We start from the raw sequence: 22,042 nt of genomic DNA, 5'->3' as shown, positions 1-22,042 counted from the left end.
TTCAGACGAGCGTTAGCGTGGGCCACGAGAACCTCCGGGCGGTGTAGGACCTAGACAATCCACACCTCACCCGGAGGTTCTCCTCGTCGTCAACGCCTACGCGTCACCAACGTCCCGGCCGAGTACAACTAGCCTCGGGTCATGGAGTTCCGGAACGTCTACGCCCAGGGGTTCGCCCGGGTCGCGGCGTGCACCCTGCCCGTCGCCCTCGCCGACCCCGCGGAGAACGCGCGGCGCATCGCGGAGCAGGTGCGGGCCTGCCACGACGACGGCGTGGCGGTGGCGCTCTTCCCCGAGCTCTCCCTGTCCGGGTACGCCGTCGACGACCTGTTCCTCCAGGACGTCCTCCTCGACGCCGTCGACCGCGCGGTCGTCTCGCTCGCCGAGGCCACCGTCGGCCTCACCCCCGTCGTCGTCGTGGGCGCGCCGCTGCGGCACGCGAACCGGCTCTACAACTGCGCGGTCGTCATCCACCGCGGCGAGGTGCTCGGCGTCGCCCCCAAGTCGTACCTCCCGACGTACCGCGAGTTCTACGAGAAGCGCTGGTTCGCCGCGGGCACCGGGCAGGAGGGCCAGAACCTCGTCCGGCCGCAGTGGCCCGGCTCCGACGTCGACGGCGAGGTCCCCTTCGGGCCGGACCTGCTCTTCACCGCCGACGACGTGCCGGGCCTCGTCGTCCACGCCGAGGTCTGCGAGGACCTGTGGGTCCCGGTGCCGCCCAGCCACGAGGCCGCCCTCGCCGGGGCCACCGTGCTGCTCAACCTGTCGGCCTCCCCCATCACCGTCGGCCGCGCCGAGGACCGCCACCTCCTGGCCCGCAGCGCCAGCGCCCGCTGCGACGCCGCCTACCTCTACGCGGCCGCGAGCGCGGGCGAGTCGAGCACGGACCTCTCGTGGGACGGCATGACGATGGCCTACGAGCTCGGCGAGCTGCTCGGCGCGAGCGAGCGCTTCCCGGACGGCCCGCGCCGCACCGTCGTCGACGTCGACCTCGACCGGCTGCGCCAGGAGCGGATGCGCGTCGGCTCCTTCGACGACAACGCCTCCGCGTACGCCGCGGAGGAGTCCGGCTTCCGCGTCGTCCCGTTCCGGCTGCGGCCGCCCGCCGGCGACCTCGGGCTGCGCCGCGTCGTCGACCGGTTCCCGTTCGTGCCCGACGACGAGTCGCGCCTGGCCCAGGACTGCTACGAGGCGTACAACATCCAGGTCTCCGGGCTCGAGCAGCGGATGCGCTCGATCGGCGGCGGAAACCCGGCCCGGTTGCCGCGCATCGTCATCGGCGTCTCGGGCGGCCTGGACTCGACGCACGCGCTCATCGTCGCGGTCAAGGCCTGCGACCGCCTCGGCCTGCCGCGCACCCACGTCCTCGGGATGACGATGCCCGGCTTCGCGACGAGCGCCGGCACGAAGAGCAACGCGGTCGCGCTCATGGAGGCGCTCGGCATCGAGTGGGAGGAGGTCGACATCCGGCCGCTCGCCACGCAGATGCTCAAGGCCCTCGGCCACCCCGCCGGCGACGGCGAGCCCGTGTACGACGTGACGTTCGAGAACGTCCAGGCCGGGCTGCGCACCGACGTCCTCTTCCGCGCGGCCAACCAGCGCGGCGGCATCGTGCTCGGCACCGGCGACCTCAGCGAGCTCGCGCTGGGCTGGTGCACGTACGGCGTCGGCGACCAGATGTCGCACTACGGCGTCAACGCCGGCGTCCCGAAGACGTTGATCCAGCACCTCATCCGCTGGGTCGTCTCGCACGGCGAGCTCGGGGACGCCGGGGCGGACGAGACGCTGCTGGCCATCCTCGACACCGAGATCAGCCCCGAGCTCGTGCCGGCGCGCGAGGGCGAGAAGATCCAGTCGACCCAGGACACGATCGGCCCCTACGGCCTCCACGACTTCACGCTCTTCCACGTCCTGCGCTGGGGGTACCGACCGAGCAAGATCGCCTTCCTCGCCGAGCACGCGTGGCGCGACGCCTCCGCCGGGGCCTGGCCGGCCGGCTACCCCGAGCGGGACCGCGTCGCGCACGAGCTGCCGGCCATCCGGCAGTGGATGGGCGTCTTCCTGCGCCGGTTCTTCCAGAACCAGTTCAAGCGCTCGGCGATCCCCAACGGGCCGAAGGTCGTCGCCGGCGGGTCGCTCTCGCCGCGCGGTGACTGGCGGATGCCGTCGGACGCCGTGGCCGCCGCGTGGCTGGCCGAGCTCGACGCGAACGTCCCGTCGGCGTGAGGAAGTCCGACCGGCGGGAGCCGCGGATCGGTGCGCGCACGGCCGTCGCGCTCGTGTTCGGCTGCTCCGCAGCGGTGCTCGTCGTCGAGATCGTGTCGCTGCGGCTCCTCGCGCCGCATCTCGGGCTGACGCTGGAGACGAGCACGCTGGTCATCGGCCTCGCGCTGGCCGCCATCGCGGCGGGCTCGTGGCTCGGCGGGCGGTGGGCCGACGAGCACGACGGCCGGGCGGTGCTCGGGCTGCTGCTCGTCGTGTCGGGGGCGGTCGTCGCGGCGACGCCGTTCCTCGTGCGTGGCGCCGCCGGGCTGGCCGGGGGCGCGTTCCTCCTCGTGGCCGCGGGCGCGTCGATCATCGTGCCGGGGGCGCTGCTGTCGGCGGTCCACCCCGTCGTCACCGCGCTGCGCCTGTCGACGCTCGAGGAGACGGGCTCGGTCGTCGGCCGGCTGTCCGGGCTCGGCACGGCGGGCGCCATCCTCGGCACGGTCCTCACCGGCTTCGTCCTCGTCTCGCGGGTGCCGGTCACCTGGATCATGGTCGGGCTCGGCGTGCTGCTCGTCGTCGGCGGAGTCGCCGTGGAGGTCGGGTCGCGCCGCGGGCTCGCCGGCACGGCCGCCGTCGTCACGGTCGTCGGCGGGCTGGGCGCCGCGCTCGCGCCGAGCGGCTGCGACGTCGAGACGAAGTACCACTGCGCGGTCGTCACGAGCGACCCCGAGCGGCCGACCGAGCGGGTGCTCGTCCTCGACGACCTGCGCCACTCGACCGTCGACCTCGCCGACCCCACGAAGCTCGAGTTCGCCTACGTCAAGGCCCTGGCCGCCGCGACCGGGAGCCAGCTGCCCGAGGGCGCCGTCCGCGCCCACCACCTCGGCGGGGGCGGCCTGACCCTGCCGCGGTTCCTCGCCGCCGAGCGCCCGGGGACGGTGAGCACGGTCTCCGAGATCGACCCCGGGGTCGTCACCCTCGACACCGAGCGCCTCGGCCTGCGGACCGGGCCCGACCTGCGGGTGCGCGTCGAGGACGCCCGGGTCGGTCTGCGCGCCGTGGGGTCCGGCACGCTCGACCTCGTCGTCGGCGACGCCTTCGGGGGCGTCAGCGTGCCGTGGCACCTGACGACGCGCGAGGCGCTGACCGACGTCCGCCGCGTGCTGACCGACGACGGGCTCTACGCCGCCAACCTCATCGACCACGAGCCGCTGGGCTTCGCCCGGGCCGAGGTCCGCACGCTCGGCACGGTGTTCGACCACGTGGCACTCGCCGCGACGCCGGCGGCCACCCGGGGCGAGGGGGGCGGGAACCTCGTCGTGCTCGCCTCCGCCGCACCGATCGACGTCGCCGGATGGCGCGCCGCCATCGCCGCCCGGGACCTCGACTGGGAGGTCATCGACGGCGCCGCCCTGGAGGCGTGGGTGGGCGACTCACCGGTCCTCACCGACGACCACGCACCCGTCGACCAGCTGCTCACCCCCTACCCGCCGCGGGCCCCCGCGACCGTCGGCTGAGCCCTTCCTGAAGGCCTTCCCCTGCTCCGGTCGCCGCAGCAGGGTTGCGCGAGTAGCGTCCCCGGCGCCGCCCGGTCCCGGGTGGCACCGTCGAGGGGCCCCGGCCCCACCAAGGGGGATCACACACCCATGTCCCGCACCAGGACCGGCCGCCTCGCGGCCGCCGCACTGCTCGCCGTCGGCACCGCCGTCGGAGCCGCCGCCCCGGCCTTCGCCGCCATCGGCCCCGGCGACGTCAACGGCAAGCACCCGCGCGACGTCGGCTGCCGCGCCGACCAGCAGGTCATCTACCACACGATCATCCGCGACGGCTCCGGCAACGCCAGGGGGTACGTCGACCTCATGTACTCCGTGCACTGCCACGCGGCGTGGGCTCACGTCCACGGGGTCAAGCCGGTCGCGAACCAGACGTACGTCCCCCAGGGATACGTCGCGCGCAGCGACGGCAGGCACTCGCCCACCTGCTACACCCCCGAGGGCGGTCAGGACTGCTACACGACGATGCTCTGGGACAAGGACCCGCTCAAGGCGCGCGCGCGGGGGATCATCGACCCCAACGGTGCGACCAACACGGTCTACGCCGCGTGGACGCCCTGGTACTGAGCCCGTGAGTGACCGGCCGGGGTCGGGCCGACCGACCCCGGCCGGTCAGCCGGCGGCGAGGGCGGCCAGCGCGGCGCCGTCGAGCCGGTAGGTCGTCCACTCGCCCTGCGCCACGGCGCCGATGGACTCGTAGAAGCCGATGCTCGGGGTGTTCCAGTTGAGGACCCACCACTCCAGGCGCCGGTAGTCGCGCTCGACGCACACCTGCGCCAGCGCGGCGAGCAGCTCCTTGCCGAGCCCCGAGCCGCGGTGCGCCGGATCGACCCAGAGGTCCTCGAGCCAGATGCCGTGGCGGCCGGTCCACGTCGAGTAGCTGAGGAACCACACGGCCATCCCGACGACCTCGCCGTCGACCTCGGCGACGTGCGCGAAGGTCGAGGTCGCGCCGTCGTCGGGGAAGAGCGCCTCGAGGACGTGCCGCTCGGTCGACTCGACGGCGTCCGGCTCGCGCTCGTACTCGGCGAGGGCGTGGACCATCCGCTGGATGGCGGGGACGTCGTCACGGGTCGCGGGGCGCGTGCGCTGGCTCACCCGCCGGACCCTACGCCTCCCCGACGGGCCGGCGCCGCCGACTCGTGACACCCTGCTGCCGTGACCGACGACCTCTTCCACATCGCCCACGCCGAGCAGTGGGAGAAGGCCCGCGCGATCGGACGCTACGAGCAGTCGACGCACGGCCTCTCCCTCGGCGAGGTGGGCTTCATCCACCTCTCGACCAGCGAGCAGTGGCCCGGTGTCCTGCAACGGTTCTACGCCGACGTCGACGACGAGCTCGTCCTGCTGACCATCGACCCGCAGCGGCTCAGCTCACCGGTGCGGTGGGAGGCGCCCGAGGGCACCGACGAGGAGTTCCCGCACCTCTACGGCCCGCTCGACGCCGGCGCCGTCACCGCCACCCGCACCCTCTGACGAGGACGAGGCGGGCTCAGGCCCGGACGACGACGCCGTCGGGCAGGTCGAACCAGCGCAGGTGCTCGAAGTCGGCCGAGACGTGGTGGTCCGGCCGGCCGAGGTCCGGCGCGTCGGCCGCGGCCAGCACCGCGGCGGCCTTGCGCAGGTGCTCGGCGAGCATCTCCTCGCCGCCGCGCGCGTCCGAGGCCGGCATCGTCACCGAGCCGTCGTCGCCGTAGACGACGTCGGCCAGGCGCACCGGCGGCTCGACGACCCCGCGGCGGTGGCGCCACATCCCGGTCTCCGGGCAGAACGTGTAGTCGCCGAGCAGGCGCCAGCCGTCGCGGGCGACCATCCGGACCGCCTCGACGACGTAGTCGGCGACCGCGTCGGACAGGAAGTAGTTGAAGTTCACCCGGACCCAGCCGGGCTTGATGCCCTCGCAGCCGCCGGTGATCTCGCGCTCGAACTCGTGGCTGCGCTCGAGGTCGATGCCGAGCAGCCGGTGGCCGTAGGGACCGGCGCAGGAGCATCCCCCGCGGGACTGGATGCCGAAGAGGTCGTTGAGCAGCGCGACGACGTAGTTGTGGTGCAGGTGGCTGCCCGAGGGTGAGCGGACGACGAACGAGACGATCGAGAGCCGCGGAAGGTCGAGGTTGCCGAGGATCTCCAGACCCGGCTCGTCGCGCCAGGCGGTGACGGCCCGCTCGAGGAAGCGCTCCTCCCGGGCGCGGATGGTGTCGACGCCGACGGCCTGCTTGAGCTGGAAGACCAGCCCGGCGCGGATCGACTCGATGATCGCCGGCGTGCCGCCCTCCTCGCGGTGCGCGGGGTCGGGCAGGTAGGCGTGGTCCTCGGGGTTGACGTACGCGACCGTGCCTCCGCCGGGGGTCACCGGCACGCGGTTGGCGAAGAGCTCGCGGCGGGCGACGAGCACGCCGGGGGTCGACGGGCCGCCGATGAACTTGTGCGGCGAGAGGAAGATCGCGTCCTTGTACGCCAGCGGGTCGCCGTCGGCCGGCGCGGTCATCTCGATGTCGACGTACGGGCCGGCGGCGGCGAAGTCCCAGAACGCGAGCGCGCCGTGGCGGTGCAGCAGCGCGGAGATGCCGTGGGTGTCGCTGACGATGCCGGTGACGTTGCTCGCCGCGCTGAACGACCCGACGAGCAGCGGCCGGTCGGCGTGCTCGGTGAGGCGCGCCTCGAGGTCGGCCGCGTCGATGCGTCCGTCGGCGTCCTCGCGGATGGTCACGACGTCGGCGATCGTCTCGCGCCACGGGATCTCGTTGCTGTGGTGCTCGTACGGCCCGATGAACACGACCGGCCGCGCCTCGGCGGGGATCGCGTCGGTCAGGTGCCAGCGGTCCTCGAGGACGCTCGGGACGCGCAGACCGAGGACCCCGACGAGCTTGTCGATCGCGCCGGTGCAGCCCGACCCGGCGAAGACCACGACCGTGTCGTCGTCCCCGTGGACGGCGTCGTGGATGATCCGGCGGGCGTCCTCGCGCAGCCGGGTGGTCTGCAGGCCCGTGCCGCTGGACTCGGTGTGCGTGTTGGCGTAGGCGGGCAGGACCTCGTCGCGCAGGAAGTCCTCGATGAAGGACAGCGCGCGACCGCTCGCGGTGTAGTCGGCGTACGTCACGCGGCGCGGGCCGTACGGGGTCTGCATCACGTGGTCCTCGCCGATGACGGACTCGCGGATCCGGCGGAGGAGGGCGTCGGCGCGGCGGTCGGTGCTGGGGCTGTCGGCCATGCCCCCCAGCGTCCCACGCCCGGCCCGTCCGGCTCCGGCGGTCGGCCGGCCTCGCGCGGTCGGTGTGGTTGCACCCCGTCCTGCACCGTCGTGCGGCGATACGGTCCGGGGATGGCGCACGACGACCTGGACGCCGAGCTCGGGCACCGCCGCGCCGGCGAGGGTGAGCACCGCCTGCCGCCGGCGCTGGCCGTCCTCGTCGCCATCGTCACCTACGCGCTGCTGCCGCAGCCGCTGCTCGTCGGGCCGCGCCTGGCCATCCCCGCGGTGGAGGTGCTGCTGCTCCTGTCGCTCGTCCTCGTCAACCCGGTGCGCCTGGTCCGGCGGACGCGGTGGTCGCGGTGGGTGTCGGTCGGGCTGGCGGGCGTCGTCATCCTCAGCAACCTCGTCGCGCTCGGGATGCTCGTCGCGACCCTCTCGGACTCGTCGGCCGACCCCGGGGGCCTGCTGCTCGGCGGGATGCAGGTGTGGCTCACCGGCGTCGTCGGGTACGCGCTGCTCTACTGGGAGCTCGACCGCGGAGGCCCGGTCGCCCGGCACCGCGAGCGCCGCGACCGTCTGCCGCCCGCCGACTGGCGCTTCTCGCAGGACGAGGACCACGACACGGTCGCGGAGGTCGCGGCGTCGTCGAGCCGCACGAGCGGATGGGTGCCGCTGTTCGTCGACTACCTCTACGTGTCGGTGACGAACTCGAGCGCCTTCAGCCCGACCGACACGATGCCGCTGAGCACCCGGGCCAAGCTGCTCATGGCCAGCCAGGCGACCGCGGCGCTCCTCGTGTCGCTGATCGTCGTGGCACGCGCCGTCGGGTCGCTCGGCGGCTGAGCGGCGTGCCGGCCAGCGCCCCGGCTGCGACGATGGGCGGGTGAGCATCGAGGACGTCGCCGACGAGCTCTACGGCCTGCTGCCGGAGGAGTTCACCGCGGCCCGCAACGCGGCTGCGGCGGAGGCGAGGTCGTCCGGCGACGCCGACCTCGCGGCGCGCCTGCGCACGCTCCGGAAGCCGACGGCCGGGGCGTGGGTGCTCAACCGGCTGGTCCGCGACGACCCGGAGCAGGTGCACGGCGTGCTCGAGCTCGGCGCCCGGCTGCGGGCGGCGCAGGGGACGCTCGCGGCCGCCGAGCTGCGCGCCCTCGACGCGCAGCGCAGGGAGCTGACCCGCGCGGTGGCCCGGCAGGCGGTCGACGCGGTGCGTGGCGCGGGGAAGCCGGTGTCCGCCGCGGTGGCCGGGGCGGTCGAGGAGACGCTGCGCTCGGCGATGGTCGACGCGGGGGTCGGGGCGGCCCTCGCGACCGGACGGATGGTCGACACCGTCAGTGCGAGCGGCCTCGAGCCCGTCGACCTCTCGCGCGTCGTCGCGCTCGGAGCCGACGCCCCGCCCACCCGGCGGGCGGCGTCGGCCGACCGAGAGGCGCGCGACGAGGCGGCTCTCGTGGCGGCGCGCACGGCGGCCGCGCAGGCGGAGGGCGCCCTGGAGCAGGCCCGCGAGGCGGCGGAGGACGCCCGCCGGCGGGCGACCTCGGCCGCACGCCGCCGCGAGGAGGTCGCGGCGCGCCTGGCGCAGGCCCGCGCCGCCGTGGCCGCCCTCGAGGACGAGCTGGCGGCATCCACCGAGGCCGAGCACGACGCCCGCCGGGCGCAGCTCGCGAACACCCGCGACGAGCGCACCGCGCACGACGCCGCCACCGCCGCCCGCCGGACCCTCGACCGCCTGACCGGCACGACCTGACCCCGCCTCGCCGCCCCCACCTCGTCGACCTCGGAGTGCGTCACCCCGGTTCGTCCACGAGACCCCGGCTCGGAACCGGGGTCTCGCGGACTTTTCGGGGTGACCCCGAAAAGGTGAGGCGCCGGGGGCGGGAGGGGCTGTCGAATGCATGGGGGTGCAGATTTGCACCGGCGTGCAACGGATGCCTACGCTGGTCCGGTGACCCGACCGACCTGCGTGACGACCTCGCTGCGCGACCGCAAGCGCGAGCGGACCCGCCACGACCTCGCCCTCGCGGCGTACCAGATCGTCCGGGACGAGGGCGTCGACGCGGTGACCGCCGAGGCCGTCGCCGACCGCGCGGGGGTCTCGCGCCGCACGTTCTTCAACTACTTCCCGTCCGTCGAGTCGGTGCTCACCGCGAGCGTCGCGGAGTTCTTCGCCTCGCTGAGCCGCCGCCTCGAGGCCAGGCCGGCCGGCGAGCCGGTCCGCGACTCCCTCCTCTCGGTCGTCGACGACCCCTCCGACCTCGAGCTCGTCCAGCGCATCGGCGCCCTCGCCGCCGCCGGCGAGGCATCCCCGCACGCCAAGGGCCTCATCCTCGCCGAGCTCCACGCCTGGCTCGACTGGTTCGAGGCCTGGCTGCGCGAGCGCCTCGGGCCGGGCCCGACCGAGCTCGAGGTCGCCACCCTCGCGAGCACCGTCGTCGGCGCCGGCGAGGCGGCCCTGCGGGTCTGGGCCCGCCACGCCGTCACCGAGCCCACCGACGCCGATGCCCCCGGCTTCCTCGCGATGTTCGCCGATGCGCTGCACAGCCTCTCCCGTCCCGCCCTCCCGGACACTGCCGTCCGGCCCTCCTGACCCACCGCCGCCCGACCTTCTCCCGCCCCGGAGGCCCGCATGTCCACCGCCCTGTACCGCCTCGGCCGCTGGTGCGCCGCGCACGCCTGGCGCGTGCTCGCCGCCTGGGTCGCCGTCCTCGCCGTCGCGGGCACCCTCGCCGGCACCGTCGGCACGCCGCTGACGAGCCAGGTGTCCATCCCTGGCACCGAGTTCGAGCGCGTGGTGCAGCGCCTCGGCACCGAGATCCCCTCGGCCGCAGGCGGGTTCGGACGGGTCGTGCTCGAGAGCGACTCCGGCTCCTTCACCGACGCGCAGAAGCAGGCCGTGACGGAGGCGATGGACGCCTGGAAGACGGTCCCCCACGTCGAGCGCGTCGTCGACCCCTTCGCCTCGCAGCAGCAGCTCGACGAGTCGGCGCAGAAGCTCGCCGACAGCAAGAAGCAGCTCGACGAGGGCCGCGCGCAGCTCGAGAGCGGCACGCAGCAGCTCGCCGACGCCAAGGGGCAGCTCGCGGGCGGCGAGTCGTTCCTCGCGCAGCTCGAGAAGACCGACCCCGAGAGTCAGGCCACGGCGGACCTGCGCGCGCAGGTCGAGGACGGCCGGCGGCAGGTCGCCGAGGGCGAGAAGAAGCTCGCCGACGCCCGCGAGCAGCTCCTCGCCGGCGAGGCGCAGTACGCCGACGGCAAGACCGTCGCCGACGCCTCGGCCGGGACCCGGCTGGTCAGCGAGGACGGCCGCTACGCCGTCATCCAGGTGCAGTTCGACGACAACGCCCAGTCGATCCCGCCGGAGGACCGCGCGCTCATCCCCGAGAAGGGCGACCCCATCCTCGAGGCCGCCGGCATCACCCCGAGCTACAGCGTCGAGATCACCCAGGCGCTGGAGTTCATCGGCCCCGGCGAGATCCTCGGCCTCGCCGTCGCGCTCCTCGTCCTCGTGCTCGTGCTCGGCAGCCTCGTCGCGGCCGGCCTGCCCCTGCTCGTCGCGCTCCTCGGTGTCGGCGTCGGCCTCGGCGGCGCGATGGCGATGACGGCCTTCGTCGAGCTCAACACGACGACACCGGCGCTCGCGCTCATGCTCGGTCTCGCGGTGGGCATCGACTACGCGCTCTTCATCGTCAACCGGCACCGCGCGAACATCCTCCACGGCACGCCGCTGCGCGAGTCGGTGGCCCGCTCGGTCGCGACCGCCGGCTCGGCCGTCACCTTCGCCGGCGCCACCGTCGTCATCGCGCTCGCCGCCCTCGTGCTCTCGGGCATCCCGATCCTCGCCGAGATGGGCCTCGTCGCGGCCGCCACGGTCGCGGTCTCGGTGCTCGTCGCGGTCACCGTCGCGCCGGCCGTCATGAGCCTCATGGGCACCCGCGTCGTCTCCCGACGGGCCTGGCGCAAGGCCGGGTTCGCGACCCCGGGTGATGCCACGAGCCGTCCGGACACCTCGGCGGACCGGCCGGAGGAGCACGGCGCCTGGTACGTCTCGGCGGTGACGCGTCACCCGTGGCTCACGGTCCTCGGGGTCGTCGCGCTCGTCGGCGTCATGGCCGTGCCGGCCCTCGACATGCGCCTCGGCCTCCCCGACGGCGGCAGCGAGCCGACCGGCTCCAGCGCGTACACGGCCTACACCGCGGTCGCCGACGAGCTCGGCCCCGGGATGAACGGCCCCGTCGTCGCCGTCGCCGAGCTGCCGAGCACCGACACGACGCGCACCGACGCGCAGGTCCTCGACGCGCAGGCGACCATCGCCTCGGCGCTGCGCGGGGTCGACGGCGTCGTCAGCGTCGTGCCCTTCGGCGTGAGCGAGAACAAGGAGACGCTCGCGTTCCAGGTCGTCCCGAGCACCGGCCCGGCCTACGAGGCCACGCCGGCCACCATCGACGGCGTCCGCCGCACCGCCTCGCTCCTCGAGCGCCACGACGGCATCGAGATCGGCCTCACCGGCCAGACGGTCGCCAACATCGAGATCTCCGACCGGCTCCAGGGAGCGCTGCCCTTCTACCTGACCGTCGTCGTCGGCCTCTCCCTGCTCATCCTCATGGTCGTCTTCCGCTCGGTCGTCGTCCCGCTCGTCGCCACCGGCGGGTTCCTGCTCTCGGTCGCGGCCGCCTTCGGGGCCACCGTCGCCGTCCACCAGTGGGGCTGGCTCGGATCGTGGTTCGGTGTGACACAGCCCGGCCCGATCCTGTCGTTCATGCCGATCATCCTCATCGGCGTGCTCTTCGGCCTCGCGATGGACTACCAGATGTTCCTCGTCTCGGGCATGCACGAGGCACGCGCCCACGGCGAGGACGCCCGCACCGCGGTGCGCTCCGGCTTCGTGCACGGCGTCAAGGTCGTCACGGCGGCGGCGGTCATCATGACGTCGGTCTTCCTCGGCTTCGCCTACAGCCACCTCGTGATGGTCCGGCCGATCGGCTTCGGCCTGGCCGTCGGCGTCCTCGTCGACGCGTTCGTCGTCCGGATGACGCTGACGCCCGCCGTCATGCACCTCCTCGGCGAGCGCGCCTGGTGGATGCCGCGCTGGCTCGACCGGCTGCTGCCCGACCTCGACGTCGAGGGCGTCAAGCTGGCCGACCACCTCGCGCAGGAGGACGCGCGGCACGCGCCGACCGGCACCACCGACGCCGCGGAGCGCGAGCCGGTCGCGCCCCGCGGCTGACCCGGCGGCAGGGCACAGAGGAGGCATCGAGGTCGCACAGGTCCGCCACAGCGCCGGGGCGGACCGTCGAGGGGTCAGCACGTCCCGACCCCGGAGGCGACCACCATGCGCACCACCCCTCGTGCCCTGCAGCAGGCCAAGGCCTGGACGGCCGGCGCCGTCGCCGCGGCGGCCCTGACGACCGGGGTCGCCGGCTACCACCTGGCGACCGCGACGACGACCACCACCGCGAGCGCGGCGACGACCGGTTCCTCCGACGACGGCTCGTCGGGCTCGTCCGGGTCGAGCGCCTCGTCGGGATCGAGCAGCAGCTCCGGCTCGAGCAGCAGCTCCTCCGGGAGCTCGGGGTCCTCCGGGTTCTCCTCCCCCGGCGGGGTGTCCGGCAGCAGCGGGTCGTCGCAGTCGACGACCCACGGGTCCTGAGGCGCCGGCCGTGCCTCCCGCCCCGTCGACCCTCGCCTCGCCGGCGGTGACCGAGCTCGAGGCGATCGGGACGACCGTCCGTCTCCTCGTGACCGAGCCGGTCGTCCTCGCCGAGGCCGAGGCGGTCGTGCGCGACCACCTCGCGGCGCTGGACCGCGCGGCCTCGCGCTTCCGCCCCGACTCGGAGGTGAGCCGGCTCGCCGCGGCCGCCGCCCACGGCCCGGCCGGCCTCGTCGCCTCCCCCGTCCTCGCGAGCAGCCTGCGGGCGGCCCTGCGCGCGGCCCGCCTCACCGACGGGCTCGTCGACCCGACCGTCGGCCGGGCGGTCGCCGCCTCGGGCTACGACGCCGACCTCGCCGTCGTCCGCGGTCGCACCGCGCCCCTGCGGCCGGCGGCGGCCGTGCCCGGCTGGCGCAGCGTCCACCTCGACCCGGTGACCGACCGCGTCGAGGTCCCCGCCGGGTGCCTGCTCGACCTCGGGGCCACCGCGAAGGCGCACGCCGCCGACGTCCTCGCCGACCGGCTGGCGACCCGGCTGCCCGGTGGCTTCCTCGTCGACCTGGGCGGCGACCTCGCGGTCGGCGGCCCGGCCCCGGAGGGCGGCTGGCGGGTCGGCGTCGAGGACGTCGACGGCCACGTCGTCCAGGTCCTGGCCCTCCGGCGCGGCCAAGCGGTCGCGACGAGCTCGACCCGCCGGCGCACCTGGGCGGTCGCCGACGGCAGCACCCGCCACCACGTCCTCGACCCCCGCACCGGCGCCACCGCCCCGGCGACGTGGGCCCAGGTCACCGTCGTCGCCGCGAGCGCCCTCGAGGCCAACGCGGCCTCCACCGCCGCCGTCGTGCTCGGCGACGACGCCCCCGCTTGGCTGGCCGGCATCGGCCTGCCCGCCCGGCTCGACACCGGCCACGCCGTCGTCACGACCCCCGGCTGGCCCGACCCGACGGAGGTGACCTCGTGAACGAGGCGCTCTGGTACCTCTCGCGCGCGACCGGCGTCGCGAGCATCGCCCTGCTGACGGCCGTCGTCGTCCTCGGCGTCGTCACGGCCGGCCGGCGCCGGCCCCACGGCGGCACCGCGACCGTCGTCATGGCCGTCCACCGCTGGCTCTCGCTCGGGATGATCACCTTCGTCACGGTCCACGTCGCCACGGCGGTCGCCGAGACCTACGTGAGCATCGACGCGGTGTCGGCGGTGCTGCCCTTCACGAGCGGGTACGAGCCGTTCTGGGTCGGCCTCGGCACCCTCGCGGTCGACCTCCTCGCCGTCGTCGCCGCCACGTCCTGGCTGCGGCCGCGCCTGCCCGAGCGGGTGTGGCGCTGGGTGCACCGCGCCACCTACGCCCTGTGGCCCTCGGCCCTGTTCCACGGGCTCGCCCTCGGCACCTCGGACCAGCCCGGCCTGCGGGCCGTCACCGTGGCGTGCGGTGGCATCGGCGTCGGAGCCGTCCTGTGGCGACTGCTCGCCACCCACGCCGACCGCGCCCGCCGCGACGTCGTCCTCGGGGGTGAGTGGTCGTGAGCCTCGTCGACGACCTCCACGCCGCCGGCCTGACGGGACGGGGCGGGGCCGCCTTCAGCACCGGCGTCAAGGTCGACGCCGCCCACGACCACGGCGCGCACCTCGTCGTCAACGCCTGTGACGGCGAGATCGGCGCCGCCAAGGACGCGTTCGTCGTCGAGCACCACCTCGAGGAGCTCGTGCACGGCGCCCACCTCGTGGCGCCCGGCCGGCGCCGCGGCATCCGCTTCGCCGCCCACCGCGGGTCGCGGACGGCCGCGCTCCTCAGCGCCGCCGGGCTCGACGTCCTCGACGTCCCCGGCCGCTACGTCTCCTCGGAGGAGAGCGCCCTCGTCTCGGCCGCGCAGGGTGGCCTGGCCCGGCCGATGACCAAGCGCCGCCCGTTCGTCACCGGCGGCCGGGACGCCGACGGCCGCCGCGTGCCGCCGACGGTCGTCCTCAACGCCGAGACCGTGTGGCGCATCGCCCAGGTCGCCGAGCACGGCCCGGCCTGGTTCCGGTCGTTCGGCACCGAGGCCGAGCCGGGCCCCCGCCTGGTCACCCTGACCGGCGCGGTCTCGTGGCCGGGCGTCCTCGAGACGCAGGCCGGCACCCCCCTCGCCGAGCTCCTCGCGGCGGCCGAGCCCGCGCGCGGCGCCGAGCACGTCGTCGTCGGTGGCCTCGGGGGCGCCCTCGTGCCGCTGCACCGGCTGCGTGCCCTGCGCTGGTCCAGCGACGACCTGGCCGGGGTCGGCGCGAGCCTCGGGCCGGGCATCCTCGACGTCCTCGACCCGCACCGCTGCCCCGTCCGCACCGTCGCCGGGTACCTGCGGTACGCGGCCGGCGAGACCGCGGGGCAGTGCGGACCGTGCATGTTCGGCGTGCCGGCCCTGGCCGCCGCCTGGGACCGGCTCCTCGCCGACCCCGGCCCGGCCACCGCCCACGAGGTGCGCCGCCACGCCGGCCTCCTCCCCGACCGCGGCGCCTGCCGCTTCCCCGACGGCGTCTCGCGCTTCGCCGCGTCGGCGCTGCGGGTGCTCGGCCCCCACCTCGACGCGCACGCCGTCGGGACCTGCCCCACCGAAGGGAGCACCGCCCGTGTCCACCACGCCTGACCGCGCACCGGCCCTGCGGGTCGACCGGGTCGCCTGCACCGGCCACGGGGTGTGCGCCACCCTCCTCGCCGGGCGGGTCCGCCTCGACGAGTGGGGCTACCCCGTCGTCGACGACCCGCAGGTCCCCCGCCCCGAGGGCGACCGCGCCCTCACCTTCTGTCCCGCCCGCGCCCTCTACTGGTCCGACCGGCCCTGACCGCGCGGCCGGTCCTCGCTCAGCGGGCCGAGCGGCGCCGCGGCGACCAGGCCGGGTGCGAGATGAGCTCCTCGAGGAGCTGCACCGCGCGCTCGGCCGGGGCGCTGGAGGCCCCCAGCTGCCGGACGACCGCCGAGAGGTGGCGCACCGGCGCCGGCGGGGCGAGGTCGACGCGCACGACCGACGGGGGCAGCCCCCGCGCGGCGAGGCCGGGCATCACCGAGACACCGACCCCGGCCGCCACGAAGCCGATCGCCGTGTGGTGGTCCTGGGCCTGCACGGTGAACCGGGGCCGCAGGCCGACCGCCGCGCACGCGGCCACGAGCAGCCGGTGGCCGACGGCGTGGGGGTAGTCGCTGCTCACCCACGTCTCGCCGCGCAGGTCGGTCAGCGCGATCTGCGCCTCGCCGGCGAGTGGGTGGTCGCGCGGGAGCACGGCGACGAACGGGTCGTCGGTGAGGTCGACCCGGCGCAGGCCGGCGGGCAGCGGGGTGTCGGGCGGGTCGATCGCCAGGTCGAGGTCCGGGCGGGGCCCGCGCTGCTCGACCTCGTTGAGCCGCAGCTCGAGGACGAGGTCGGGGAACTCGGTCGTCAGCCGCCGCACGAGGCTCGGCATCCATGCCGACCCGGCACTCGCGAAGTAGCCGATGGACAGCCGCCCCGACCGGCCGTCGCGCAGGTCCGAGACGACGTGCTCGAGGCGGCTCCACTGGCTCATCGCCTCGTCGCTCTGGGCGTCGAGGACGAGGGCGGCCTCGGTGGGCACGATGCCCCGGCCCGAGCGTTGGAAGAGGGTCAGCCCGGTCTCGCGCTGGAGCGCCGCGAGGTGCTGGCTGACCGCCGAGGAGGTCAGCCCGAGGTTGTCGGCGGCGGCCTGGACCGAGCCGCTGGCGACGACCGAGCGGAAGATGGTGAGACGGTGCGGGTCGAGCATCCATCAATGTTAAGCGATACTGCGGAATCCTGAAGCAAAGTCGCGTTGTGCTGCACGGTCGGAAGGCGGAACATAGGACCCATGAACGCCGCATCGCTCTCCGTCCAGAAGGCCCGTCACCTCGCGCAGACCCTCCGCACCAACCGCCTCTCCGGGCGCGGCTGGGACGGGCAGGTCGACCGCGACCTCGTCCGCGAGACGCACGAGATCTACCTCCTCGCGCAGTCCGCCACCCCGCGTCACATCTGAGCACCCACCGGGGGCCCAGCAGCACGCAGACCGACCCTCACGCCACGACGTGGCGGAGGGTCGTCGTCGTCTCCGGGGCCCCCTCGTCGAGGTGCGCCCGCTGGGCGAGGTAGAGCTCGGCGCAGGCGAGGGCGTCGGTCAGCGCCTCGTGGGCCCGGTAGACCGGCAGCCCGTAGCGGGCGCGGGCGGTCCACAGCCGCAGCGCCCCGGGGTCGGACGCGGCGTCCCATCCCCCGCCGAGCGCGCGGCGCTCCAGCTCGAAGGTGTCGACGACCTCGACCGGGAGGCCCGCCCCCCACAGCCGCTCGCAGGCCGCGCCGAGGAAGGTCGTCTCGATCCGCGCGAAGTGCGCGAGCAGCACCCGCCCGGCGAGCGCCCGCAGGAGTGCGCCGAGCACGTCCTCCAGCGGGAGCCCGGCGGCCAGCGCGTCGTCGGTGATGCCGTGGACGGTGGCACTGCGGCCCACCTCGCCGGCATCCGCGACGACGTGGCCGCCGGCGCCGCCGAGGTCGACCCGGCCGCCGTCGACCGGGACCCAGCCCACCGCCAGCACGCGGTCGCGGGCCGGGTCGAGCCCGGTCGTCTCGATGTCGACCGCGAGCAGCGGCAGGCGGTGCAGCGGGGTGTCCCGGGCCGGCGTCGAGGAGGCGAGCAGGTCGGCGAGCGGCCCCGGGGCGCACCGGCGCAGGGCGCGCTCGCGACGCGCGGCGACCGGTCGGCGCAGCAGGCTCACCGGGCCCCGCTCACGAGACGAACTGCGTGAGGTGGCGGCGGCCGAGCGACTGCTGGGCGGTCCGGACGATCGCGAAGGCCTCGCGCAGGTGGCGCTTCTCGAAGCTCGACAGGGTCGCGGGGTCGACGAAGTTGTCGGGCGGGCGCCCGTCCCGGACCTGCGCGGACTGGTGGCGCAGCCGCACGTAGCCGATGAACTCGAAGGCGTCGCGCAGGTCGTCGGCGAGCTCGTCGCCGATCACCCCGGCGAGCCGGGCGGCCTCGAGCCGGGCGCGGGTGTTGACGGCCGGCGACCCCGTCGCGAGGGCGTGGACCCGGGCGAGCTCGACGACGGGCAGGATGCCGCCGCGCTTGATCTCGAGCCGGTCCTTGTGCTCGCCGGCCTTCTCGAGGACGAGCCCACGGAAGAAGCCGAGCGGCGGCTCGTGCACCCCGGCGTCCTTGGCCAGGTGCGCGAGGAAGGTCGCCGCCCCCGGGGTCGCGGCGAGGGCGTGCTGCTGGAGCCGCGCGTGGAGCGACTCGTCCCCGTGGACCGGCCGCATGTCGAAGAACACCGCGGAGTGCAGCACCGCCTCGGGCGTCGGGGAGGTGACCCACGAGGACACCTCGCGACGCCAGGCGCGCAGGCTCCGGCGCCACTGCGGGGTCGAGGCCATGACACCGCCGGCGCACCGGGGGTAGCCGCAGCGCACGAGCGCCTCGGTGACCCGCTCGGCGAACGTCGCGAACCACGCGAGCCCGGCGTCGTCCACGGCGTCGTCGATGACGAGCGCGGTGTCCTGGTCGGTCGCGAGCGCCTGCTCCAGCCGCGCGCGCGACCCCAGGGCCATCCAGCAGTAGGGCACGGGCGCCGGGCCCATGTCCTGCTCGACGAGCGCGATGAGCCGCCGCTCGACCGCGTCCCCCACGGCGGTGACGACCCGGCCGATGTCGTCGGCGCTGGCGTCCTGGCCCACGAGGCCCTCGACGACCCGGGGCAGCCTCGACGCCGCGCGGGCCACGCCCTCGACGTCGGCCTGCCGGGCGACGTCCCCGGCGAGGTAGACGGGGTTGGCCTCCTCGAGGCGCAGGAGGTCGGTCGTCGTCACGACCCCCGCGGGCCGGCCGGCGGCGTCGACGAGCGGCAGGTGGTGGATGCGCCGGCTCGTCATCGTCAGCAGCGCCTCGAAGGCCAGCGACTCGGCGGGCGCCGTCACGGGGTCGGGCGTCATGACCGTCGTCACGGCCGCCGCGGGGTCCGCTCCGGCCGCGAGCACCCGGCTGCGCAGGTCGCGGTCGGTGAGGATGCCGACGAGGCGGTCGCCGTCGAGGACGACGAGGGAGGAGACGCGCTGCTCGGTCATCGTCGTCGCGGCCTCGCGGATGCTTGCGCTCGCCGGCACGGAGACGACGCCGCGGGCGACGAGCTCGTGCACGGGGGTCGTGAGGATGGCGTGCCCCGACCCCGAGACGCGCAGCCCGGCGACGGCCCCGCTCATCCGGCTGCGGCGCTGCGCGTCGAAGAACGCGTCGACGTCGGGGTGCTCGCGGCAGAGGGCGTGGAAGTCGTCCTCGGGCAGCAGGAGGACGAGGCAGTCCTCGATCGCGGTGACCGAGAAGGTCGACGGGTTGCCCTGCGTCAGGGTGATGGACCCGAAGGTGCTGCCGGCCTCGCCGCGGTCGACGAGCGTGCCCTGGGCGTCGCGGACGTCGGCGGCCCCGGCCCGCAGGACGTGCAGGTGGTGGTTGTCGTGCCCGCGGCCGATGAGCTCGCGCCCACGGCGCACGTACTCGACCGACATCCGCGCCGGCAGCCGCTCGAGGACCTGCGGGGGCAGCCCGGCGAACGGCTCGTGGGCGGCGAGGAAGTCGCGCACCTCGGCCAGCTCGACGTCGAGGGTCATGCAGCCATCGTCCCAGCGTGCACGCGAGCCACACAACGGGGCGCTGACCTGCTGGGATGAGGTCACTCGGGTGCCGCACCGGCGCCCCGGCGAAAGGGTGGGCACGATGAGCGAGAACCCGACCGAAGGACCGGCCGACAGCGACGCCGGCGAGCCCGGCCTCCCCGGCGAGCACGACGGCGGCGCCGACGGCGGCGCCGGCGCCGAGGGCCCGGCCGACAGCGGCGCGGGCCAGGAGACCGTCCCCGGCCAGGAGGACGGCGGGGCCGACGGCGACGCCGAGGGTCCGGCCGACAGCGGTGCCGGCGAGCCGGGCACGCCCGGTGAGCAGGACGGTGGCGCCGACGGCGGGGCCGACGGCGACGCCGAGGGTCCGGCCGACAGCGGTGCCGGCGAGCCGGGCACGCCCGGTGAGCAGGACGGTGGCGCCGACGGCGGGGCCGACGGGTCCTGATGACCGACGCGCACCACCCCGGGCCCCCGGCCGCGCTCCCCTCGGGGACCGACCGGGGGCTCGGGCCGTTCGTCGCGCTGCCCCCCGAGCGCTTCGCGGCCGAGCACTGGGACCGCGCGCCACTGCTGTCCCGCGCGGCCGACCTGCCCGCCCCGACGCACGGCTTCGGCCCCGACGCGGTCGACGAGCTGCTCTCCCGGCGCGGGCTGCGCACGCCGTTCCTGCGGATGGCCAAGGAGGGCACGACCCTCGAGGCGCGCGAGCTGACCCTCGGCGGCGGGGTCGGCGCGAGCATCACCGACCAGGTGAGCGAGGACCGCGTCCTGCGGCACTTCGCCGACGGCGCGACGATCGTCCTCCAGGGGCTGCACCGCACGTGGGCCCCGGTGTCCGACACCGCCCGCGGGCTCTCGATGGCGCTGGGCCACCCGGTGCAGGTCAACGCCTACGTCACGCCGCCGCAGAACCGCGGCTTCGACGACCACTACGACGTGCACGACGTCTTCGTCGTCCAGGTGTCCGGCGAGAAGCACTGGCGCGTGCGGCCGCCCGTCCTCGAGGCCCCGCTGCGCGGGCAGCCGTGGACCGACCGCCGCGACGAGGTGCGCGCCGCCGCCGAGCAGGAGCCGGTCGTCGACGCCGTCCTCGCCCCCGGCGACTGCCTCTACCTGCCGCGCGGCTGGCTGCACTCCGCGACCGCCCTCGGCGGCACGAGCATCCACCTGACCTTCGGCGTCCACGTCTGGACCGGCCGCATCCTCGCCGACGACCTGCTGGCCGCCGCCGGGCGCGTCCTCGACGACGACCTCGCGCTGCGCCGGGCACTGCCGCCGGGCGTCGACGTGCTCGACCCGGCGACCGCCGCCGCCGCACGGGCCGCGGTGCGCGACAGCGTCGTCGCCGCGCTCGATGCCGTGAGCGACGAGGACCTCGCGGCAGCCCTGGCCCGGCGTGCGCGGGCCGCGGAGCGCGCCGAACCCCTCGGCGTCCTCTCTCAGCACGCCGCCGCCGACGCCGAGGTCGGCCCGCGCTGGCGGGTCCGCGCGGGGCTGGCCGAGCGGTGGGAGGGCACGACGCTCGTCACCCGGGTCGGCCGGACGTCGTTCGGGGCCACCGAGGCCGACGACGTCGCCGCGGTGCTCGACGGCCGGGTGGCCCCGGATGCCCTGGCGCCGGGGCTGCGGCGGCGGCTGGCCCTCGCGGGACTGCTCGTCAGCGGGCCGTCGAGCCCCTGACGACGAGGCGCGTCTGCAGCACGGTGTCGGGCGGCACCTCGCGCCCCGCGATGCGCCCGAGCAGCACCTCGACCATGACCCGCCCCATCCGCGCCACGGGCTGGCGGACACTCGTCAGCTCGGGGTCGGTGTGGCGGCAGACCGCGGCGTCGTCGAAGCCGACGAGCCCGACGTCGGTGGGCACGTCGAGGCCTGCCTCGCGCAGGACCCGCAGCGCGCCGACGGCCATGAGGTCCGAGGCGGCGAACACCCCGTCCGGGGGCGGGCCCGCCGCGAGCACCTCGGCCATCGCGCGCCGGCCGCTCTCCTCGGAGTAGTCGCCGACGGCGACCGCCACCTCGGCCCGGTCGATGCCCGCGGCCTCGGCGGCGTCGAGCGCGCCCACGAGCCGGTCGCGTCCGGAGGACATGTCCTGCGGGCCGGCGAGCACGGCGAGGCGGCGCCGTCCGGTCGCGACGAGGTGGTCGACGGCGCTGCGGCCGCCGGCGAGGTTGTCGATGTCGACGAGGTACGCCGGCCGGCTCGTCGCCGGGCTGCCGCCGCAGACGGTCGGCACGCCGCGGGCCTCGAGCAGCGACGGCAGGGGGTCCTCGGCGTGCAGCGACAGCAGGAGCACGCCGTCGACGTGCTGCTCGGTGAGGTAGGCCGCGGCCCGCTCGTGCCCGCCGGCGGCGCCGGCCATCGTCAGCACGAGCTGGAGGCCGGCCTCGGCCAGCCGCTCCCCGATGCCGCGGACGATGCCGGCGAAGTAGGGCTCCCCGAACACCCGCTCCTCGGGCTCGGAGACGACGAGGACGACGGTGTCGGTGCGCCGGGTGACGAGCGAGCGGGCCGCGCGGTTGGGCACGTAGCCGAGCTCGGCGACCGCCGCGAGCACGGCGTCCCGGGCGGCGGGGCTGACGTGCGGGGAGTCGTTGAGCACCCGGGAGGCGGTGCCGCGGCCCACCCCCGCATGGGCCGCGACCTCGGCGAGGGTGGGAGGCCGTCCGGCTCCCGTGCCGCGACCGGGTTCCCTGTCGGTCGCGGCACGGTCGCCGGACGGGTGCGGACGCTGACCGGGCACAGGGGGTCCCGTCAGCGTGGGAGCGCTCCCATCCGTCACCTCGCCAGTATCTCCCCGCCCGCCGGTGGGCCGTCAACGGA

22 protein-coding genes are annotated in these 22,042 nt (G+C 75.6%); 16 read left to right on the top strand and 6 right to left on the bottom strand.

Annotated elements, in window-relative coordinates; translation table 11 throughout:
* The first annotated feature begins 141 nt into the window (after window positions 1-141).
* The 3 genes from KMZ30_RS15560 (at window position 142) to KMZ30_RS15550 (ending at window position 4,328) form a co-directional block, all read left to right on the top strand.
* Window positions 142-2,226 carry an NAD(+) synthase gene (locus KMZ30_RS15560; RefSeq protein ID WP_215513148.1) on the top strand — a complete coding sequence of 695 codons (2,085 nt, stop codon included), beginning with the start codon at window positions 142-144 and terminating at the stop codon, window positions 2,224-2,226.
* On the top strand, window positions 2,223-3,725 hold the full coding sequence (locus KMZ30_RS15555; protein ID WP_215513149.1) for a fused MFS/spermidine synthase: 1,503 nt from the start codon (window positions 2,223-2,225) through the stop codon (window positions 3,723-3,725). The genes KMZ30_RS15560 and KMZ30_RS15555 overlap by 4 nt, the downstream gene beginning before the upstream one ends.
* A gap of 129 nt (window positions 3,726-3,854) precedes the next feature.
* Window positions 3,855-4,328, top strand: a complete 474-nt coding sequence (locus tag KMZ30_RS15550; RefSeq protein ID WP_215513150.1) for a DUF2690 domain-containing protein — start codon at window positions 3,855-3,857, stop codon at window positions 4,326-4,328.
* Between the two features lie 45 nt (window positions 4,329-4,373).
* On the opposite strand, the gene KMZ30_RS15545 is transcribed toward KMZ30_RS15550, so the two are convergent.
* A complete protein-coding gene (locus KMZ30_RS15545) occupies window positions 4,374-4,859 on the bottom strand; it encodes a GNAT family N-acetyltransferase (RefSeq protein ID WP_372447516.1) in 486 nt (161 codons plus the stop codon).
* Window positions 4,860-4,919: 60 nt separating this feature from the next.
* On the opposite strand from KMZ30_RS15545, the gene KMZ30_RS15540 reads away from it, so the two are divergent.
* Window positions 4,920-5,237, top strand: coding sequence for a DUF952 domain-containing protein (locus tag KMZ30_RS15540; RefSeq protein WP_215513152.1), 318 nt, complete (start codon window positions 4,920-4,922; stop codon window positions 5,235-5,237).
* Window positions 5,238-5,253: 16 nt separating this feature from the next.
* Here KMZ30_RS15540 and KMZ30_RS15535 read toward each other — a convergent pair whose 3' ends face one another.
* Window positions 5,254-6,972 (bottom strand): aminotransferase class V-fold PLP-dependent enzyme, encoded by a 1,719-nt coding sequence (locus KMZ30_RS15535; protein WP_215513153.1) that lies wholly within the window; start codon window positions 6,970-6,972, stop codon window positions 5,254-5,256.
* Between the two features lie 111 nt (window positions 6,973-7,083).
* Here KMZ30_RS15535 and KMZ30_RS15530 point away from each other — a divergent pair, with 111 nt between their 5' ends.
* The 9 genes from KMZ30_RS15530 (at window position 7,084) to KMZ30_RS15490 (ending at window position 15,412) form a co-directional block, all read left to right on the top strand.
* The gene (locus tag KMZ30_RS15530; RefSeq protein WP_215513154.1) at window positions 7,084-7,797 is read left to right on the top strand and encodes a hypothetical protein; all 714 of its coding nucleotides are present in this window, start codon (window positions 7,084-7,086) and stop codon (window positions 7,795-7,797) included.
* A 40-nt stretch (window positions 7,798-7,837) separates the two neighbouring features.
* Window positions 7,838-8,701 carry a transposase gene (locus tag KMZ30_RS15525; RefSeq protein WP_215513155.1) on the top strand — a complete coding sequence of 288 codons (864 nt, stop codon included), beginning with the start codon at window positions 7,838-7,840 and terminating at the stop codon, window positions 8,699-8,701.
* A gap of 198 nt (window positions 8,702-8,899) precedes the next feature.
* Entirely contained in the window at window positions 8,900-9,541 is a 642-nt protein-coding gene (locus KMZ30_RS15520; RefSeq protein ID WP_215513156.1) for a TetR/AcrR family transcriptional regulator, read from the top strand.
* Window positions 9,542-9,580: 39 nt separating this feature from the next.
* The gene (locus KMZ30_RS15515) at window positions 9,581-12,178 is read left to right on the top strand and encodes an MMPL family transporter (RefSeq protein ID WP_215520058.1); all 2,598 of its coding nucleotides are present in this window, start codon (window positions 9,581-9,583) and stop codon (window positions 12,176-12,178) included.
* Window positions 12,179-12,283: 105 nt separating this feature from the next.
* On the top strand, window positions 12,284-12,601 hold the full coding sequence (locus KMZ30_RS15510) for a hypothetical protein (protein WP_215513157.1): 318 nt from the start codon (window positions 12,284-12,286) through the stop codon (window positions 12,599-12,601).
* A gap of 10 nt (window positions 12,602-12,611) precedes the next feature.
* Window positions 12,612-13,562, top strand: a complete 951-nt coding sequence (locus KMZ30_RS15505; RefSeq protein WP_215513158.1) for an FAD:protein FMN transferase — start codon at window positions 12,612-12,614, stop codon at window positions 13,560-13,562.
* Window positions 13,559-14,122, top strand: coding sequence for a ferric reductase-like transmembrane domain-containing protein (locus KMZ30_RS15500; protein WP_215513159.1), 564 nt, complete (start codon window positions 13,559-13,561; stop codon window positions 14,120-14,122). Before KMZ30_RS15505 ends, KMZ30_RS15500 begins: the two co-directional genes overlap by 4 nt.
* Window positions 14,119-15,216, top strand: a complete 1,098-nt coding sequence (locus KMZ30_RS15495; protein WP_215513160.1) for an NADH-ubiquinone oxidoreductase-F iron-sulfur binding region domain-containing protein — start codon at window positions 14,119-14,121, stop codon at window positions 15,214-15,216. Before KMZ30_RS15500 ends, KMZ30_RS15495 begins: the two co-directional genes overlap by 4 nt.
* Window positions 15,200-15,412: a ferredoxin gene (locus tag KMZ30_RS15490; RefSeq protein ID WP_215513161.1), complete on the top strand. Its 213-nt coding sequence runs from the start codon at window positions 15,200-15,202 to the stop codon at window positions 15,410-15,412. The genes KMZ30_RS15495 and KMZ30_RS15490 overlap by 17 nt, the downstream gene beginning before the upstream one ends.
* Before the next feature lie 19 nt (window positions 15,413-15,431).
* Here KMZ30_RS15490 and KMZ30_RS15485 read toward each other — a convergent pair whose 3' ends face one another.
* The gene (locus KMZ30_RS15485) at window positions 15,432-16,346 is read right to left on the bottom strand and encodes a LysR family transcriptional regulator (protein WP_215513162.1); all 915 of its coding nucleotides are present in this window, start codon (window positions 16,344-16,346) and stop codon (window positions 15,432-15,434) included.
* Window positions 16,347-16,427: 81 nt separating this feature from the next.
* Here KMZ30_RS15485 and KMZ30_RS15480 point away from each other — a divergent pair, with 81 nt between their 5' ends.
* Window positions 16,428-16,595 carry a hypothetical protein gene (locus tag KMZ30_RS15480; RefSeq protein WP_157577255.1) on the top strand — a complete coding sequence of 56 codons (168 nt, stop codon included), beginning with the start codon at window positions 16,428-16,430 and terminating at the stop codon, window positions 16,593-16,595.
* 37 nt (window positions 16,596-16,632) lie between these two features.
* Here the strand turns inward: KMZ30_RS15480 and KMZ30_RS15475 are convergent, their stop codons facing one another.
* Window positions 16,633-17,328, bottom strand: a complete 696-nt coding sequence (locus KMZ30_RS15475) for an exonuclease domain-containing protein (protein WP_308279764.1) — start codon at window positions 17,326-17,328, stop codon at window positions 16,633-16,635.
* A 10-nt stretch (window positions 17,329-17,338) separates the two neighbouring features.
* A complete protein-coding gene (locus KMZ30_RS15470; RefSeq protein WP_215520057.1) occupies window positions 17,339-19,210 on the bottom strand; it encodes a DUF294 nucleotidyltransferase-like domain-containing protein in 1,872 nt (623 codons plus the stop codon).
* Between the two features lie 106 nt (window positions 19,211-19,316).
* Here KMZ30_RS15470 and KMZ30_RS15465 point away from each other — a divergent pair, with 106 nt between their 5' ends.
* Entirely contained in the window at window positions 19,317-19,664 is a 348-nt protein-coding gene (locus KMZ30_RS15465; RefSeq protein WP_215513164.1) for a hypothetical protein, read from the top strand.
* A complete protein-coding gene (locus KMZ30_RS15460; protein ID WP_215513165.1) occupies window positions 19,664-20,899 on the top strand; it encodes a cupin domain-containing protein in 1,236 nt (411 codons plus the stop codon). The genes KMZ30_RS15465 and KMZ30_RS15460 overlap by 1 nt, the downstream gene beginning before the upstream one ends.
* Here the strand turns inward: KMZ30_RS15460 and KMZ30_RS15455 are convergent.
* On the bottom strand, window positions 20,877-21,962 hold the full coding sequence (locus KMZ30_RS15455; protein WP_308284332.1) for a LacI family DNA-binding transcriptional regulator: 1,086 nt from the start codon (window positions 21,960-21,962) through the stop codon (window positions 20,877-20,879). The genes KMZ30_RS15460 and KMZ30_RS15455 overlap by 23 nt on opposite strands.
* Window positions 21,963-22,042: the final 80 nt, after the last annotated feature.

It is taken from the genome of Phycicoccus mangrovi (assembly GCF_018729305.1).
Lineage (GTDB): Bacteria > Actinomycetota > Actinomycetes > Actinomycetales > Dermatophilaceae > Phycicoccus > Phycicoccus jejuensis.
The sequence above is the reverse complement of the archived record's forward strand: the minus strand, read 5'-3'. Positions and strand labels throughout refer to the sequence as shown.

Bases quoted from the DNA above. Each gene is read 5' to 3' on its own strand.
- KMZ30_RS15550 (WP_215513150.1), top strand. From the start codon at position 3,855: ATGTCCCGCACCAGGACCGGCCGCCTCGCGGCCGCCGCACTGCTCGCC.
- KMZ30_RS15465 (WP_215513164.1), top strand. From the start codon at position 19,317: ATGAGCGAGAACCCGACCGAAGGACCGGCCGACAGCGACGCCGGCGAG.
- KMZ30_RS15560 (WP_215513148.1), top strand. From the start codon at position 142: ATGGAGTTCCGGAACGTCTACGCCCAGGGGTTCGCCCGGGTCGCGGCG.
- KMZ30_RS15530 (WP_215513154.1), top strand. From the start codon at position 7,084: ATGGCGCACGACGACCTGGACGCCGAGCTCGGGCACCGCCGCGCCGGC.
- KMZ30_RS15515 (WP_215520058.1), top strand. From the start codon at position 9,581: ATGTCCACCGCCCTGTACCGCCTCGGCCGCTGGTGCGCCGCGCACGCC.
- KMZ30_RS15485 (WP_215513162.1), bottom strand. From the start codon at position 16,346: ATGCTCGACCCGCACCGTCTCACCATCTTCCGCTCGGTCGTCGCCAGC.
- KMZ30_RS15535 (WP_215513153.1), bottom strand. From the start codon at position 6,972: ATGGCCGACAGCCCCAGCACCGACCGCCGCGCCGACGCCCTCCTCCGC.
- KMZ30_RS15470 (WP_215520057.1), bottom strand. From the start codon at position 19,210: ATGACCCTCGACGTCGAGCTGGCCGAGGTGCGCGACTTCCTCGCCGCC.
- KMZ30_RS15460 (WP_215513165.1), top strand. From the start codon at position 19,664: ATGACCGACGCGCACCACCCCGGGCCCCCGGCCGCGCTCCCCTCGGGG.
- KMZ30_RS15510 (WP_215513157.1), top strand. From the start codon at position 12,284: ATGCGCACCACCCCTCGTGCCCTGCAGCAGGCCAAGGCCTGGACGGCC.
- KMZ30_RS15480 (WP_157577255.1), top strand. From the start codon at position 16,428: ATGAACGCCGCATCGCTCTCCGTCCAGAAGGCCCGTCACCTCGCGCAG.